The organism is Parafrankia sp. BMG5.11, assembly GCF_004337455.1.
Window position 1 is genome coordinate 324,258 of record NZ_SJXI01000014.1, and the last position, 16,248, is coordinate 340,505.

General features: G+C 65.2%; 17 protein-coding genes. 5 read left to right on the plus strand and 12 right to left on the minus strand.

The features are described from left to right. The first annotated feature begins 3 nt into the window (after positions 1 to 3). Entirely contained in the window at positions 4 to 1,068 is a 1,065-nt protein-coding gene (recF, locus tag E0504_RS10215; protein ID WP_131623635.1) for a DNA replication/repair protein RecF, read from the plus strand. On the opposite strand, the gene E0504_RS10220 is transcribed toward recF, so the two are convergent. The 4 genes from E0504_RS10220 to E0504_RS10235 form a co-directional block, all read right to left on the minus strand. Then, positions 1,065 to 1,331 carry a hypothetical protein gene (locus tag E0504_RS10220; protein ID WP_207912442.1) on the minus strand — a complete coding sequence of 89 codons (267 nt, stop codon included), beginning with the start codon at positions 1,329 to 1,331 and terminating at the stop codon, positions 1,065 to 1,067. The genes recF and E0504_RS10220 overlap by 4 nt on opposite strands. Before the next feature lie 61 nt (positions 1,332 to 1,392). Next, positions 1,393 to 1,659 (minus strand): accessory factor UbiK family protein, encoded by a 267-nt coding sequence (locus E0504_RS10225; RefSeq protein ID WP_131623639.1) that lies wholly within the window; start codon positions 1,657 to 1,659, stop codon positions 1,393 to 1,395. A gap of 52 nt (positions 1,660 to 1,711) precedes the next feature. Continuing rightward, on the minus strand, positions 1,712 to 2,263 hold the full coding sequence (locus tag E0504_RS10230) for a TspO/MBR family protein (RefSeq protein ID WP_131623641.1): 552 nt from the start codon (positions 2,261 to 2,263) through the stop codon (positions 1,712 to 1,714). Then, positions 2,260 to 3,069 (minus strand): TlyA family RNA methyltransferase, encoded by an 810-nt coding sequence (locus E0504_RS10235; RefSeq protein WP_131623643.1) that lies wholly within the window; start codon positions 3,067 to 3,069, stop codon positions 2,260 to 2,262. Before E0504_RS10235 ends, E0504_RS10230 begins: the two co-directional genes overlap by 4 nt. A gap of 52 nt (positions 3,070 to 3,121) precedes the next feature. Here E0504_RS10235 and E0504_RS10240 point away from each other — a divergent pair, with 52 nt between their 5' ends. Continuing rightward, positions 3,122 to 3,649, plus strand: a complete 528-nt coding sequence (locus E0504_RS10240) for a hypothetical protein (protein WP_131623644.1) — start codon at positions 3,122 to 3,124, stop codon at positions 3,647 to 3,649. Between the two features lie 34 nt (positions 3,650 to 3,683). Here the strand turns inward: E0504_RS10240 and E0504_RS10245 are convergent, their stop codons facing one another. Further along, the gene (locus E0504_RS10245; RefSeq protein WP_131623646.1) at positions 3,684 to 4,151 is read right to left on the minus strand and encodes an NUDIX domain-containing protein; all 468 of its coding nucleotides are present in this window, start codon (positions 4,149 to 4,151) and stop codon (positions 3,684 to 3,686) included. A 453-nt stretch (positions 4,152 to 4,604) separates the two neighbouring features. On the opposite strand from E0504_RS10245, the gene E0504_RS10250 reads away from it, so the two are divergent. Then, on the plus strand, positions 4,605 to 5,681 hold the full coding sequence (locus tag E0504_RS10250) for a branched-chain amino acid aminotransferase (protein ID WP_131623648.1): 1,077 nt from the start codon (positions 4,605 to 4,607) through the stop codon (positions 5,679 to 5,681). Here the strand turns inward: E0504_RS10250 and E0504_RS10255 are convergent. The 6 genes from E0504_RS10255 to E0504_RS10280 are packed head-to-tail and all read right to left on the minus strand — an operon-like array spanning position 5,678 to position 12,188. Beyond that, positions 5,678 to 6,742, minus strand: a complete 1,065-nt coding sequence (locus E0504_RS10255) for an NAD(P)/FAD-dependent oxidoreductase (protein WP_131623650.1) — start codon at positions 6,740 to 6,742, stop codon at positions 5,678 to 5,680. The genes E0504_RS10250 and E0504_RS10255 overlap by 4 nt on opposite strands. Next, complete coding sequence (locus tag E0504_RS10260; RefSeq protein ID WP_131623652.1) at positions 6,742 to 7,395, minus strand: methyltransferase domain-containing protein; 654 nt, start codon at positions 7,393 to 7,395, stop codon at positions 6,742 to 6,744. The genes E0504_RS10255 and E0504_RS10260 overlap by 1 nt, the downstream gene beginning before the upstream one ends. A gap of 33 nt (positions 7,396 to 7,428) precedes the next feature. Further along, a complete protein-coding gene (locus E0504_RS10265) occupies positions 7,429 to 8,484 on the minus strand; it encodes a type III polyketide synthase (RefSeq protein WP_131623654.1) in 1,056 nt (351 codons plus the stop codon). A gap of 60 nt (positions 8,485 to 8,544) precedes the next feature. Further along, the gene (locus tag E0504_RS10270; protein WP_131623656.1) at positions 8,545 to 10,611 is read right to left on the minus strand and encodes an NAD(+) synthase; all 2,067 of its coding nucleotides are present in this window, start codon (positions 10,609 to 10,611) and stop codon (positions 8,545 to 8,547) included. Beyond that, on the minus strand, positions 10,608 to 11,132 hold the full coding sequence (locus E0504_RS10275; protein ID WP_131623658.1) for a CinA family protein: 525 nt from the start codon (positions 11,130 to 11,132) through the stop codon (positions 10,608 to 10,610). The genes E0504_RS10270 and E0504_RS10275 overlap by 4 nt, the downstream gene beginning before the upstream one ends. Positions 11,133 to 11,180: 48 nt before the next feature. Beyond that, positions 11,181 to 12,188, minus strand: a complete 1,008-nt coding sequence (locus E0504_RS10280) for a DNA topoisomerase IB (RefSeq protein WP_131623660.1) — start codon at positions 12,186 to 12,188, stop codon at positions 11,181 to 11,183. A gap of 97 nt (positions 12,189 to 12,285) precedes the next feature. On the opposite strand from E0504_RS10280, the gene yghU reads away from it, so the two are divergent. Further along, positions 12,286 to 13,164 carry a glutathione-dependent disulfide-bond oxidoreductase gene (gene yghU, locus E0504_RS10285; RefSeq protein ID WP_131623662.1) on the plus strand — a complete coding sequence of 293 codons (879 nt, stop codon included), beginning with the start codon at positions 12,286 to 12,288 and terminating at the stop codon, positions 13,162 to 13,164. 1,029 nt (positions 13,165 to 14,193) lie between these two features. On the opposite strand, the gene ctrA is transcribed toward yghU, so the two are convergent. Continuing rightward, on the minus strand, positions 14,194 to 14,889 hold the full coding sequence (ctrA, locus tag E0504_RS10290; protein WP_131623664.1) for a response regulator transcription factor CtrA: 696 nt from the start codon (positions 14,887 to 14,889) through the stop codon (positions 14,194 to 14,196). A gap of 521 nt (positions 14,890 to 15,410) precedes the next feature. Here ctrA and E0504_RS10295 point away from each other — a divergent pair. Beyond that, positions 15,411 to 15,596, plus strand: coding sequence for a Flp family type IVb pilin (locus E0504_RS10295; protein WP_131623666.1), 186 nt, complete (start codon positions 15,411 to 15,413; stop codon positions 15,594 to 15,596). Positions 15,597 to 16,248: the final 652 nt, after the last annotated feature.

Consider the following 16,248-nt stretch of genomic DNA (forward strand, 5'->3'; position numbering starts at 1 on the left):
ACGATGGCCCTTGACCGCATCTCCCTGTCCCGCTTTCGCAACCATCGCGAAACCACGCTTGAGGGTGCGCGCGGCTTCAATCTGCTGGTGGGCGAAAACGGCGCCGGCAAGACCAACGTGCTCGAAGCGCTCTCGCTGCTCGCCCCCGGACGGGGCTTGCGCCGCGCGGCTCTCACCGAGATAGCCTCCGCCGCAGAGGACGGTGGATTTGCGGTCGGCGCGTCGCTGGGCACGGACGAAGTGCGCCTTGGCACCCTGATCGATCCGGTCCGGCCCACCCGCCGGCTGGTGCGGATCAACGGCGCGGAGGCGAGCGCGGTCGCGCTGGGCGAATGGCTCGCGCTGTCATGGCTCACACCGTCGATGGACGGGCTGTTCACCGGCAGCGCGGGGGGCCGGCGGCGGTGGCTCGATCGGCTGGCGGTGGCGCTCGACGCCAGTCACGCCCGCAACGCCGCGCGCTTTGAAGCCGCGTTACGCGAACGCAACCGGCTGCTGGCGGGCGAGGCGACTCCCGACCCGCTGTGGCTCGACGGGATCGAGGGCCAGATGGCGGAAGCCGGCTCGGCTCTGGCAACCGGACGGGCCGCGCTGGTAGAGGCCCTCACCGCCGCGCTGGCCACCCTGCCCCGCGCGCCGTTCGCGCTGCCCGAGCTCGCCTACCGGTCAGGCGGAGCCGCGAGTGCCGAAGCCTGGCGTGCCGCGCGCGCGCGCGACCGGGCGGCGGGGCGGACGCTCGAAGGTCCGCACCGTGACGATCTGGACATCACGATGGCCGGCAAGGAGCAACCGGCGGAGCGCTGCTCGACCGGCGAGCAGAAGGCGATGCTGATAGCGATCACGCTGGCGCACGCGGAACTGGCGGCGCGCGGCCGCACGGGGGTGCTGCTGCTCGATGAAGTGGCCGCGCATCTCGATCCCGTCCGGCGCGCGGCGCTGTTCGATCGGCTGGCGGGAAGCGGCACGCAAGTGTGGTTCACCGGGACCGAAACCGCGCCCTTCGACCCGATCATCGACCAGGCCGCCATCTGGCGCGTGGCGAGCGGCGGGGTGCGGCGGGAGAGCTAGGCGGCGACCGGCGCCACCATGTCGGCGCAATCTTCGCATGCCACTCCGGATCCGGCCTTCGCCGCGATCCGCTCGCGGGAAGCGGCGACGGTGCCGCTGCGGGCGCGGCCCATGCTCCAGTTGGCCTGCACGCGAACTTGCGGATTGGGTGCGCACCAGATTTCGCCGGTCGCGTCGATCGCGGTGATCCACAGCAGATTATGCTCAGGACCGTAGTCGATCAGACCGATGGCGAGGCCGTCGCCCTTGTCGAGGACGTGCAAGGGGAGCGGCGGGTTAAGCTGAGTGAAGATGGTGGAACGATCCTTTCCACCTAAACCTTGATCAGGAACCAGCGTTCCCGCCCGCCGCCAGCCTGGCTTCGAGTGCGGCGATCCGGTCCGACAGCCGTTCGTTTTCCTCGCGCGCGCGGGCGGCCATGTCCTTGACCGCGTCGAATTCCTCGCGGGACACGAAGTCCAGTCCGCCGACCGCCTCGCGCACCCGTTCCCGCGCGCCTTCGCGCGCTTCGCGCGCCATGCCCGCGGCGGTCCCGGCGGCAGCGTTGGCCAGCTTGACGAAGTCGGAGATCAGATGGTTTTCGCTTTGCATAAGGCGCTATGTGGTCGCTGCCCCGGCGCCCCGCAAGTGGGATTCCGGCGCGTCAGATCTCGTACCGCTGCGCCGCCCCGCTCTCCTGCCCCGGCCCGCCTTCGGGATTGGTGCGCAGGAACTCGTAATTGAGCAAGGTCGCGAACGCGATCCACGCCAGATACGGCAGCAGCAGCAGCGCCGCGCTTCGCCGCACGCGCCAGAACAGCACGATGGTGACGATCACCAGCACATCGAGCACCGCGATCACGATCAGCGCCGTGCTGATCTGCTGCATCCCGAAGAACACCGGCGACCACGCGAGGTTCACCGCCAACTGCACCGCGAATGCGATGATCGCGGCTGTCCGCCCGCGCGCGCCCCACGCGGCGCAGACGATCGCCAGCGCCAGCCCCATCATGACGTACAGGATCGTCCACACGATCCCGAACCACATCGGCGGCGGGAAGATGTCAGGCTTGGCGAGCGCCTGGAACCACGGGCTGTCGGCGCTGCTGCCGACGCGGCCGGACAGGAACCCGAGCAGCAGCACCAGCGGCACGGTGAACAGCGCCCAACGCATCAGGCTCGCGCGCAGTTGTCGCCTCGATGCCAGTCCGGTCATTCCACTTCCCCTGATTCGCCCTGGGTCGCGACGCTTGCTTCGTCTTGGCCGAGCGCGGCGGCGGGCGCAACGTGGCCCCGGCGCGCGGCCACCAGGAACTCGACGTTGCCTTCGGGCCCGGTGATCGGGCTGGTGGTGAGACCGTCCACCGTCCAGCCGCCGGCGGTGAGCCATTCGCGGACCTCGCCGCACACCCGCGCATGCAGTTCAGCCGCGCGCACCACCCCGCCCTTGCCCACTTCCTCGCGCCCCACCTCGAACTGCGGCTTGATCAGCGCGACCAGCCGGCAGTCGGGCGCGGCGAGCGACAGCGGCCGCTCGAGCACCTTCGCGAGACCGATGAACGAGGCGTCGCACACCACCCAGCCGCACTGCGCGTCGATCTGCTCGGCCGTCAGGATGCGCGCACTGGTCTGTTCCAGCACCGCCACGCGGGGGTCCTGCCGCAGTTTCCAGGCGAGCTGGTTGGTGCCCGAATCGACCGCGAACACCCGCACCGCCCCGCGTTGCAGCAGAACGTCGGTGAATCCGCCGGTCGAGCTGCCGATATCCATCGCGGTGGCCCCAGCCGGATCGAGCGCGAACACGTCCAGCGCGTGGGCCAGCTTGATCCCGCCGCGCGAAACCCACGGGTGGTCGCGCCCGCGCACCTCGATCGCGGCGTCCTCCGCCAGCGATTGACCGCTCTTGGACAGCTTGGTTTCGCCCGAGAACACGAGGCTCGCCATGACCAGCGCCTGCGCGCGCGTGCGGCTTTCCGCCAGCCCGCGGTCCACGAGCAACTGGTCGAGGCGCTTCTTTCCCATTGGCACCGCATCGCCTAGCGTGCGTTGAACTCCGCGGGAACAGGGAGAAATCATGCAGTTTCGCCGCTCGATCACCATTGCGCTACTTCTGGGCACCGCGGCGTGCGTGGCGCCCAGGCCCGCGCCCACGCCCACGCCTCCGGTGCAGCAGCCCGTCGCCCGGCCTACACCGGCCCCGTTGCCCGCGCCCGCGTTCACCAACTGGATCGACGCGCCGCAGACCCCGGGCGACTGGCGCTACAGTCCCGTCAGCGGCGGCAGCGAGGCGCGCTTCGGCGAAGCCGCCAGCGAGCCGCGCTTCGCGATGCGCTGCGTGCCTGCGTCCCGATCGGTGGAACTGATCCGCGCCGGCAACTTCGCTGCATCAGCGCCAGTCACCGTGCGCACCGAATTCGACAACCGCGCGCTGGCCGGTTCCCCCGTGAACGGCGCGATGCGCGTGGTGCTGGCCGCCAGCGATCCGCTGCTCGATTCGATGGCGCTCTCGAAAGGCCGGTTCGCGATCGAGGTGGCCGGCGCACCCCCGCTCTATCTGCCGAGCTGGCCGGAAGTCACGCGAGTGATCGAAGACTGCCGCTAACCGCGCGACACTGGACCCCTGGCGGGACGCCGCGCTAGCCGGTGACCGCCAGATGGCGCACATCGCGCCACGTCGCGGTTCGCAGCGCATCGCGAACGATGGCGGGTTTCACGTCTGCCGTGAAGAATTGGCCGGGCGAGAGCCACACCTGTTCAAGGTGCTCCTCCCGGCTGGAGACCTGTTCCCGATCGAGCGTGACTTCGAAATAGTGTTCGAGCGTCTGCACCTCGTGAGACCCGGACCGGAAGCGGTTTTCGACGACGAACCGATAGTGCGCGGAAACGACCCGCGCGCTCGTCTCTTCCTCGAACTCGGCCCGCAAGCGCGCCTGGAAGCTGTCCCCCAGTTCGTACTCACCGCCGATGAAGGCATAGTGCGCGTTCGGCCCATCGGTTAGACGCTGGACGAGATATCCGCGATCGGAAATGACGATGGCGCGCACGGAAGCTCGCACCACCTGGCGCGCGGCCACCGCCGCGAAAAAGCGTTCTTCCCTGCTCATTGCCGAAGGTCTCGCAAGCTTCCGTGCGCCGTGCAACCCGGCCGATCAGCCAGGCGCCAGCGCGTTGTGCGGGACCGGAGCGCGAACCACCGATCCTGACAGTGAAAAACTCCATTACAAGTCTTGTGTTCGCCGGCTGTTCGACTCACATTGCGCCTTGAGGCCAGCGATACACGCGGCTCTCGGCCCCAGGTGAAACAGGGGTCTGGCTATCCAGCGCGAAAGGAGGTGACCGATGTCTCATGGTTCAGCAGGGAGGTCGGTGTCGACCCTCGCGGAGCATTATCGGTAGTCTTCTTCGCCGATAGAGGCTTCGTGGGCGGCCGCACTGGCCGCTGACCATGCGAAGGGCGGTTCTTGCTTGGCAGGAGCCGCCCTTCTCATTTGTACCATACGGGGCGCGCCGGGACGGCTGATCTTGCGCCCATGCTGCTGCGCTACTAACCGCCGCGCATGGATTTCGCGCACCTGCCCCACCCCGCTCCCGTCCCCGGCGAAACTCGCGCCCAGGCCATTGCCGACCCCGGCTTCGGCTCGGTGTTCACCGACCACATGGTCACGATCGATTACCATGCCGAGAAAGGCTGGCACTCGCCGCGGATCGGCCCGCGCGAGCCGCTGATCATCGATCCCGCGTGCGCGGTGCTGCATTACGCACAGGAAATCTTCGAAGGGTTGAAAGCCTACCGCCACCCCGATGGCAGCCTGGCGATGTTCCGTCCCGAGGTGAACGCCGCCCGGCTCAACCAGTCGGCGGATCGGCTGGCGATGCCGCGCTTGCCCGAAGACCTGTTCATCGCCGCCTGCCGCGAATTGGTGCTGAAGGATCGCGACTGGTTTCCCACCGTCGACGGCGGCTCGCTCTACTTGCGCCCCTTCATGTTCGCGTCGGAGGCATTCCTGGGTGTGCGGCCCGCGCGCGAATACAAGTTTCTGGTGATCGCCAGCCCGGTCGGCAATTACTTCAAGTCGGGCGCGCCGGCGGTGTCGATCTGGGTCAGCCAGGACTATGTCCGCGCCGCCCCCGGCGGCACCGGCGCGGCCAAGACCGGCGGCAATTATGCGGCGAGCCTGGTTCCGCAGGCGGAGGCGATTGCCAAGGGGCACGACCAGGTGGTGTTCCTCGACGCGGTGGAACGCCGCTGGATCGAGGAACTGGGCGGCATGAACCTGTTCTTCGTGTTCGACGATGGCAGCGTGATCACCCCCCCGCTCGGCGGCACGATCCTGCCCGGCGTCACCCGCGACAGCCTGATCCAGCTGCTGCGCGACGAGGGGCTGACTATCCGCGAGGAACGCTATGCGATTGACCAGTGGCGGGCCGACGCGGCATCCGGCCGTCTGGTGGAGACGATGGCGTGCGGCACCGCGGCGGTGGTGACCCCGGTCGGCAAGGTCGCCGCGCCGGACTTTGAATTCACCATCGGGTCAGGCGGTCCCGGCCAGCTGACGACGCGGCTGCGTGAGCGGCTGGTCGGCATCCAGCGCGGCGAGCAACCCGATCCGCACGGCTGGGTGGTCGCGCTCTAGATCCGGGTCAGCGCCATGGCGGCGCGCGCCAGCACTGGCGCCCTGCCTGCCAGCGCCGCCAGCAGCCGCGCACCGCGCGGGCGTTCGGCGGTTTCCCATACGAGCTGGGCGGTCCTGACCGGGCGCCACGCTCGGCGGGCGAAGCGCCGCTGGAAGCCGGGCGCGCTGTGTCCCGCCAGCCATGCCTTCGCGGCCAGCTCGCCGCTGGTCATCGCAATCGCCATGCCCTCTCCCGCCAGCGACGGGATTACCGCCGCCTGATCTCCCAGGCGAAACAGACCGCGCTCCGAATCCCGCGCAATCCACCCGTAAGGCACCGAGCCGACGGTATCGATGGGCAAGTCCGTGCCGGCAAACGCCATCCGCTCAGCGAAGCGCGGGTGCGCGCCGGCGAGGTGATCAAGCAGCGCGCGGGGATCGCCGCCCGCCGCCGCCAGCCGCGATTTGCGCAGGGCGAGGCACACGTTCGCGGAGCCATCCTCCTGCAGAACGATCCCGGCATAGCCGCCATCGAACAGGTGCAGCTCGATCCGCCCGCGCAACATGGCGTGCAGCCCAGCCTGGGCCGGCAGGCGTATGCGCAGCCCGAGCGCGGGGTCGCTCGCGGTGCGTGGTCGCGGTTCGCCGCGCACGTCGTGCTTGCCGGTCGCCAGGAAAATCGCCTCGGATGGCCACTCGCGGCTGTCGCCCTCGATCGCGCCGGGCCGGACCGCGCGCGCCCGCTCGATCACCAGCCGCGCCCCATCTGCCACCGCCCGAGCGCGCAGAGCCGTATCGAGCGCCCGGCGCGACAACCCGAACCCGGCCGCCGGGAGACGCGCGACAGCCTCGTGCCTCCCGACGATCAGCGCCAAGGCGTCGACCGCGTGGCCGCCAAGCTCCGCCGGATCGGCCCCGATCGCCCGCAGCCGGGCGGCACTCCGCCACGACAGGAACCCGCCGCACAGCGCGTCCCCCACCTGTGCGTCGCGGTCCATCAGCACCGGCTCCGCGCCAGCCCTCGCCAACACGATTGCCGCGATGCTGCCGGCGGGCCCCGCACCCAAGACCAGCGGCGGCATCAGCGCACTTTCTCCACGCACAGGCGAAACGGAAACTGGCGGAACACCCGCGCCCCTTGCACGCCGGCTTCCGCCAGAAGCGGGGTCCACTCGGCAGGCCGGTAAGACCGGGCGATCGACAGATGGCCGTCATGCCGCACGATCGGGTGCCACCGCATCACGCCCGCGAGCAGCGGCCAGCCGGCATAGGCAAAGCCGTGGCGGTGCAGGTCGTTGACCAGCCACCCGGCCCGCGCTTCCCGCTCCATGAACCGCAGGAACGCGATCAGTTGCTCGCGGGTCATGTGATGGGCGACCAGGCTGGAGATAACGCAATCCCACCCTTCGTCCGCCAGCTCGGCAAAATCGCCGGTGCGATAATCGATTCCAAGCTCGGCCGGGGTAACGTCGCGCGCCGCGGCGACGCTGCGGGAATTGAGATCGACCCCGGTCAACCGCGCTTCGATGCCGCGCCGTTTCGCCCATTTCGCGATCCTGCGCAGCATGTCGCCATCACCGAAGCCGACATCGAGCAGGTTGAACCTTTTGTGCGTGCCGATGGCGCGCTTCAGGAAGGCCAGCGTCGGACGCCGCGCAAGGGTGACCGTGTTGACGCGCGCCAGATCATGCAACACCCGGGTGTAGGTGCCCGCGTCCAGGGCGGGGTCGTCCATCAGCTCTTCGCGAGAGGACCGTTCGCTCAGCACTCAAGCAGAGCCAGCATCGCGCCAGCCGAAGCGGAAGCCCTCCATCGCGAGACCGGGGCCGAAGGCCAGCGCCACTCCGCTCACAGGGCGGCGGCGCATGATCTTGCCGAGCGCGAACATCAGGGTGGAGGAACTCATATTGCCGCACATCCGCAGCACTTCGCGGGATTCGTCGAGCGCGGTGGCGGGCAGGTGCAGGCCCTTTTCCACCGCGTCCAGGATCGACCGGCCGCCCGCGTGAACCGCCCAGCCCTCGATCTCGTGCGGCACGGCACCGCCGGTGATCCGCTCTTGCACCTCAGGGTTGGCGAGCGCGGCGGCGATCCGCCCGGGCACTTCCCCCGACAGTCGCATGTGGAAGCCCGTGTCGCCGATGCGCCAGGTGATCAGTTCCTCGCTGTCCTCCAGCGCTGCCGAGATGCCTTCGCCCAGTCCCAGCCCGGCCCCGTCGCGCGTGACGATCGCCGCGGCGGCGCCGTCACCGAACTGGGCGCCCATCAGCAGGGGTTCGAGATCCATCTCTTCCTGGTGGTGCAGGCTCGACAACTCCACCGTCACCACCAGCACGCGCGCTTCGGGTTGGGAGCGGACGATGTGCCGCGCGGTTCGCAGCGCGGTGACCGCGGCATAGCAGCCCATGAAACCGATCAGCACCCGTTCCACCTGATCGGTCAGGCCCAGCCGGCGCGCGATGATCTGATCGATGCCAGGCGCGACGAAGCCGGTGCAACTGGCAACCACGATGTGCGTCGGTTCGCCGAGGTCCGGCAGCGCGGCTATCGCTTTCAAGGCCAGCTCCGGCGCTTCGCGCGCATAAATCTCCATCCGGGCAGAGGTCGACGGAGACGCTCCGCCATAAAAGCCGACGCCCTGATCGAGCCGCGCATCGTCCTCCGTCAGCACTGACCAGCGATGTTCGATGCCGGACCGTGCCGCCATCCGGTCGTACAGCTTCGCCTCACGGCTGTCTCCCAAGCGCGCCAACGCCCAGCGGCGATAATCCTGCTCGAAATCGAGGTGAGGGACTGCGGTCGCAAGTCCCGTGATCGTGGCCATGAAGTGCAGGTGTCCGTCGCTAGTTGAAACTTAAACGCGGCGCGCTGCGCTTTGTGCCGGTCATCCAAGTGGCGGCAGGCCTGCTCGCAGTTCTTCCACCCACACGTCGGCAACCGCATCGGACGGCGCCCGCCAATCACCGCGCGGGCTGAGCGCTCCGCCAGCACTGACCTTCGGGCCATTGGGCATGGCGCTGCGCTTGAACTGGGCGAAGCCGAAGAAGCGCTTGCAGAAGCTCTCCAACCAGCGCGCGATCGTCGCGAGGTCATAGGCATTCTTCAGGTGTTCGGGAAACTCGGCCGGCCAGCGACCGCTCTGCGCATCGCGCCAGGCGTGCCAGGCAAGGAATGCGACCTTGCTGGGCCGCTGCCCAAAGCGGATGATGTGATGCATGAAGAAGTCGTTGAGCTCGTACGGACCGATCTTGTCCTCGGTGCTCTGCATCTCGCCGTCTTCGCCGGCTGGGATGAGTTCGGGGCTGATCTCCTGCCCCACGATCGCGTCGAGCACCGCGTCGGTCGCGGGATCGAACTGATTGGTGCGCGCGGCCCAGCGGATGAGGTATTGGATCAAGGTCTTGGGCACGCCGGAGTTCACGCCGTAGTGACTCATCTGGTCGCCCACGCCGTAAGTGCACCAGCCCAGCGCCAGCTCGCTCATGTCGCCGGTGCCGATGACGAACCCGTTGTGATGACCCGCCAGGCGGAACAGATAGTCGGTCCTCAGACCCGCCTGCACGTTTTCGAACGTGACGTCGTAAACCGGCTCGCCGCGTCCGAAGGGGTGGCCGATAGCGGCGAGCATCTCTTGCGCGGCCGGTTTGATGTCGATCTCCTCGGCAGTGATGCCAAGCGCGTTCATCAGCTTCCAGGCGTTGGTCTTTGTGCCCTCTGAAGTGCCGAAGCCCGGCATGGTGTAACCACGGATCGTCGTGCGCGGCAGACCCAGCCGGTCGCACACCTTGGCGGCGACGATCAGCGCATGGGTGGAATCAAGCCCGCCCGATACGCCGATGACCATCGAATCCCCGCGGGTCGACTGGAAGCGGCGCATCAGGCCATCGACCTGGATGTTGAACGCTTCGAAGCAATCCGCGTCGAGGCTCTCGATCCGGTTGGGCACGAACGGAAAGCGCCGGACCGGTCGGATCAAGTCGAGATCGCCGCCCGCCGGCTGGTGTTCGAACAGCACCGTGCGGTAGATGTCCTCCGGACGCCCCTCAGCCTCGCATGCGTCGTTCCAGGTCTGCATCCGCATCCGGTCCGCCAGGATGCGCTCGCAATCGATGTCGGCGATGCAGAGTTCAGGCTCGAGCGAAAAGCGCTCGCTCTCGCCCATCAAGTCGCCCAGTTCATAGATCATGCCCTGGCCATCCCACGCCATGTCGGTCGTGCTCTCCCCGTGACCCGTGGCGGAGTAGATATAGGCCGAAACGGCGCGCGCGCTTTGCGAACGGCACAGCATGTGGCGCTCGTCACTTTTGCCGATGACGATGTTGGAGGCGGAAAGGTTGGCCAGGATGGTTGCGCCAGCCATCGCGGCATAGGTGGATGGCGGGATCGGCGCCCAGAAATCCTCGCAGATCTCGATGGCCAGCTTGAAACCCGGCAGATTGTCCGCCGCGAAGATGAGGTCGGTGCCGAAGGGCACGCTCTCACCGTTCACCGCGATCTCCAGGCCGGCGATCTGGCGTCCGTTGGCGAACCAGCGCTTTTCGTAGAATTCGCGATAGTTGGGCAGATAGCTTTTGGGCACCACGCCCAGCAGCCGACCGCGGTGGATCGCCAGTGCGCAGTTGTAGATGCGGCCGTTGTGGCGCAGCGGCGCACCGATCACCAGCACGGGGACCAGATCGACGCTGGCGGCGACCACCTCCGCCACCCGTACCTCGACCGCATCGAGCAGCGCGAGCTGCATGTGCAAATCGTCCAGCGCGTAGGACGACAGGCACAGTTCCGGGTAGATCAGCAGGTCGACATGCGCATCATGCGCCCGCCGCGCCTCATCCAGGATCGCCTGGCAGTTGAAGGCCACGTCCGCAGTGCGCACCTTGGGCGTGCTGGCAGCGACGCGGACCAGCCCGTGCGAATGAAGTGAATAGAACGGGTGGTCGCGGGTCTCGGTCATGTGTCGAGTGCTTCTTCCAGCATCTGGAGCGCGACTTCAAGCGCAGCGAGCCGCACGCCGGCACGGCCGATCGCCCCGAAGTGCTCCTCCCGGTGACAGGTGGTCCCATCGCGGCGGGCGCAGGCGAAGTGTACCAGCCCCTCCTCGTCGTCGTCCCCGCCCGGACCGGCGAAGCCGGTGATCGACAGCGCCATGTCGGCTCGGGAGCGATCGAGCGCGCCTTTCGCCATGGCGAGGGCCACGGTGCGGCTGACGGCATTGTGCTGCTTGATCGTTTCCAGCGGAATGCCGAGCAAGTCGCTTTTCGCTTCTTCCGAATACGTGACGAAGCCGCGCTCGAACACGTGCCCCCGCCCGCGCACATCGGTCAGCAAGGCGGCAAGCAGCCCTCCGGTACAGCTTTCCGCCGTTGCGAGCATTTTTTCGCGCTCATGTGCCTTGTCGAGCAGCTTGCAGGCATGGCGGTCCAGCGCTTCGGGTAGAGCGCCCTCCAGCGTTTCGGCGGTCTTTGTTCCTGTCATCGTCGCTAAACCGTCTGCGCGAACCGCCCGTTCCAAACTGAATGCAGATCAAGTTGCGGACAGCAGCTTGGCCGCCTTGGGACCACTCTCAAGCAACTTGATCAGGCCGCGCTCTTCGCCGCTCAGCCACTTGGTGGAGCGCGGCAGCTTGAGCCTGGCGCGCCATTTGAGCTGCTTGTCCACCAACGCGATGACCGCGGGATGGATGTAGCTCTTGCGCGCCATCGCAGGGGTATTGCCAAGGTGTTCGGCCACCTCGGTGGTCAACTGCTTGATCGTCAACGGGCGCTCCGCTTCTGCCAGCAGCCGGAAGGCCAGCACGCTGGCGTGCCAGGTGCGGAAGTTCTTGGCGGTGAAGTGTTCGCCCATCGCATCGCACAGATACGCATTCACATCGGTCGACCCGACGTTGTGCGCCTCACCCTCATCATCGACCCACTGGAACAGGTGCTGCCCCGGCAAATCCTGAACCGCGCGGACGAACCGGGCGAGGCTTTTGTCCGACACGCTCGTTTCGCGCAGCACCCCGCTCTTGGCCTTGAAGCGGAGCTTCAGGTTCGCGCCCGACAGCTTTGCGTGGCGGCGCAGCAGCGTGGTCGCGCCGAAGCTCTTGTTCGCCTTGGCGTAACTCGCATTACCGACGCGGATCGCGCCCAGGTCAAGCAGACGGACCACGCTGGCCACCGCGCGGTCGCGGGTCAACTTTCGCCGGGCGAGATCCTTGTCCACGCGCCTGCGCACCTTGGGCAGCAGACGGCCGAACTGTGCAGTGCCGTCGAACTTCTCGGCTTCCTGCTGCGCGCGGAATTCCGGGTTGTAGCGGTACTGCTTGCGCCCCCTGGCGTCGATGCCGGTAGCCAGCAGGTGACCGCAGTCGTCAGGGCAGTACCAGGCATCGGTGTATGCCGGTGGCAGAGCGATCTTATTAAGTCGCTCGATCTCGTCGCGGTCAGTGATGCGGGAGCCATCCGGATCGTAGTACGCCCATCCATGCGCGACCTTCTTCCGGGTAATCCCCGCGCCGGAGTCTTCGACATATTGCAGGGAAGACGCCATTGCTCCGCCCAACGTGCACCGTGGCTGACCGGTTCCGCGTTCTTGCGCTTATGTGAACGAGTACGCATCTTCGGCGCGTTACCAACAGGAGCGCGCGATGGCCCACGATACCTACACCCCGCCTGCAGTGTGGACTTACGATAGTGAAAACGGCGGGGTGTTCGCGGGCATCAACCGACCGACCGCGGGGCCGCGCCACGACCGGGAACTGCCGGTCGGCGAGCATCCGTTCCAGCTTTATTCGCTTGGCACGCCCAACGGGCAGAAGGTCACCGTCATGCTGGAGGAGTTGCTAGCCGCCGGCTTCAGCGATGCGGAATACGATGCGTGGATGGTCAACATTCGTGACGGCGACCAGTTCGGCAGCGGCTTCACCGCGCTCAACCCCAACAGCAAGATTCCGGCACTTGAGGATCGGAGCGGGCCGGAGCCGTTCCGTGTGTTCGAAAGCGGCGCGATCCTGGTGCATCTGGCGGAAAAGTTCGATTTCCTGCTGCCCCGCGCGAACCCCGCGCGCGCAGAAGTGCTGAGTTGGCTGATGTGGCAAATGGGCACGGCGCCTTTCCTCGGCGGCGGCTTCGGTCATTTCTATGCCTACGCCCCGGCCAAGTTCGAATACGCGATCAACCGCTATGCAATGGAGGCCAAGCGCATTTTCTCGGTCGCCGACAACCGGTTGGGCGAGGCGGAGTATCTGGGCGGCAAGGACTATTCGATCGCCGATGTGGCGGCCTGGGGCTGGATGGGCGCCATCATTCGCGGCGATGCCTACAATGACGCCGCGACCTTCCTGTCGATGCACGAATACGCCAACGTCGCGCGCTGGGTGCGCGCCATCGACGCCCGCCCCGCCGCCCGGCGGGGCCGTCTGGTGAACACCGCGGCGATGCCCGAACGGCACGCGGCGAGCGATTTTGATGCCCTCGAACCGTCGCTGCTGGACCGGATTATCTGGAAAACCGACCGCAAGGAGTAACGCCTGCGCGAGGTCGGGCCACGCGGCGCAAAACCCGCGCGTTGCCAGAGCGAGCGATCCGCAGGCGGGTAAGCCGGCGATTAGGTCTGACTGGCTGGGGCGGCAGGAGCCCCTTCCCAGTTTCACGTCCCAAGCCAATTCAACACCTTATGCCAGACCGCCCGGGCTTTTGATACATTTCTGTGTATCAAACCGCTGTGTCGAAAAGGTGAGCGGCGGAGGGTCGCTTTTCGGCTTGTGACAATTGGTGCTTGCGGTCCTTGGAACGCGCCTAGCTGTCACTCGCCGAAGGACTCGAATGCGGACCTCGTGCCGGTTGGTCGCGGGGCACCGTATTGGACAATTGTTGTAGCAATAACCTAGCTTTCGATCGTGCGAACGAGCCCGTTCTTCGGGGACACTTCCCCCCGCTGTACACTGACTGCCCTGATGAAGAGGGTTGCGGTCGATTGATGGGCTGCGCAGCGATCGCTACCGGATCATGCAAATCTTCTTGGCTGGATCGGAAGTTCGAGTAGCATCATCCTGGGTCGTTGCTTGGGAGGGCAAGATGCAAAGGGATCTAACAATAGGTCAGAGTCTGTTGATCGCTATCATCCTGAGCGCATCAATCTGGATCGCTCTTGTTTTCGCAGCATGGAGGTTGCTGCTCTAGCTTGCGCGTCTCACCGACAGCCTGTCGATGGCCGTTGCTCACCAATCGTCAGACTTCTGGTTGCGAAGCCTGGAAGCGAACGAGGCGCAAACGCCCCTGAGCGGGCAATTCGTTTTCACGATGGACGCGCAGAAGACGAATGAGGTCAGCGCCGCGCTAGTTGAAGGCTGTATGCAGGACGCACGAAAAGACGGCCAACTTGCGAAAGCGGGCCGACAGAGTCCCGACACTCGTCCGAACGCGTCACTGATCCATACCGATTGTAGAAGCCTCACGAGACCCCTTGCAACTCGGCGAACCGGCCTGAAGTCAACTAGCCGGCTTTCAGTGGGCCGTTTCTATCCTGCCAACGGCTTCGCTGACCGAAAGGCGAGCTAAGCGGCAGTTGCCATCGCGTCCGGTTCCCGAAGCACGTAACCCCGCCCCCAAACCGTCTCGATGTAGCTGACGCCGCTGCATGCGTGGGTGAGCTTCTTGCGCAGCTTGCAAATGAAAACATCGATGATTTTCGCCTCAGGCTCGTCCATTCCGCCATAGAGGTGATTGAGAAACATCTCTTTGGTCAGCGTGGCGCCCTTCCTTAGCGAGAGCAGCTCGATGATGGCGTATTCCTTAGCTGTGAGGTGAACCCGCGCGCCGTCGACCTCAACCGCTTTAGCGTCCAGGTTCACCGCAAGTCTGCCGGTGCGAATGACCGATTGCGAATGTCCTTTCGAGCGACGCACAACTGCCCGGATGCGGGCGACCAGCTCTTCCCGGTGGAACGGCTTGGTCACGTAGTCGTCAGCTCCGAAGCCGAAGCTGAGGATCTTCGAGTCCATGTCAGCATTCCCCGAAAGGATCAGAACCGGCGTTTGCACTTTTGCGACGCGCAGCTTCTTGAGCACTTCATATCCGTGCATGTCGGGAAGGTTGAGATCTAGCAGGATCAGATCGTAGTCATAAAGCTTGCCGAGGTCCAAACCCTCCTCGCCCAAGTCAGTTTGATAGACGTTGAGTCCTTCCGCCATCAGCATCAATTCAATTGCCCTGGCCGTGGTCGGTTCGTCTTCGATCAGCAGCACACGCATCGCCAAGTTCCCCCCAAAGCTCGCTCAAGCTGACGGCGAATGGTTAACTACTCATTACCGTGGGCTGACCAACCATAGATATCAGCTATGCGGGGAGCTCGATCTCACGCCTCCCACTCACATGTCGGGCACGAGGGGTCTAATTCGAAGCCTATTATAATCCGACCGCGAAAGTGACCATATCAATGGCCAGCTAGCTCCGGCACGGCGACTCGAATCGTCGTTTGACTAGGGTCGAGTTCCGGCAACACACCCAACATCCGTGGCAATTAACCATTCCCAGCAATATTTCTCACGCCTAACTTATTGTTTTTTCGAGTTAGTTAGTTTGGGAATGCTGCTCATTGACCGCGAGGAGTTAAAATACGATTATTGCTCATCGCCAACAGGGGGGTGAAAGTCGTTACTCAGGTAACGCCAAGTCCCGCATCAGGTGGTGCTAAACCGGGAATAGATACCGGGGCCTAACGGCCATGTATAACTAGCGCCTCATTAGGCGCATCACTTTGTAGGAATTGACCATGACCAAGTTTCTGAACAGCTTCATTCGTGACGAGTCCGGCGCTGCTGCTGCCGAGTACGCCCTGATCCTCGCCGTTGTCGGTGCTGGCATTGCCGTCGCTGCTATTGCCCTTGGTACTGCAATTACCGGGGCGATTACTAACGCGACCACTGAGATCGCCAAGGGCCAGCCGAAGACTACCTAATCCAGCATTGACGTCTAAGTAACGGAAGCCCCGCAGTGTGCTTAGGTGCACTGCGGGGTTTCCTTCAAGCGTGAAAGATGAGACCAATCCTTCAACACACTGACGCAGCGTATCCGCTCTCGTGGCACTGGCTTTGTGTAAGCGTCACCTCGGCAGGCGTTCTCGTTGGCTTCTACCTGCACGCGGTTACATGATTGCACAGGAGAGTCTCTTCTGTCTTCGTCCTTTTGGACGGCAGTCGGGTAAGGTGCAGTATTTGACTCAGAAGTTCCTGTTCAGGTCAGATCGAAACCCTATTCTTCTGATTGCCCTGTTCCCTTGAGCATACAACGTCTGTGGGAAGCGGAGTGATCGGCGCGTGTCACCTCTGCTGATACATTTTCAAATGATCCAGGATGTATGCGCTTTTAAGCGTTGTGGCCTTCTCTCCTAACTTGTTTTGAACAGAGTTGCTCTGACTTTGTCCCGCTGGGGTCTAGGCTGGAGATAGCCCCAAGGTGCACCTGAACGGAAGCGACATACAAAGGGCGCAGTACCCTTACGTTTGGCGTGACGGAGTTTGCTAGCGACTTCGAGGGCTGGATTGAACTCACAGACGAAGCGTACGTAGGGCAGAACGTGGTCGCGCTGCGATCGTCAGGCTCAATTGGGG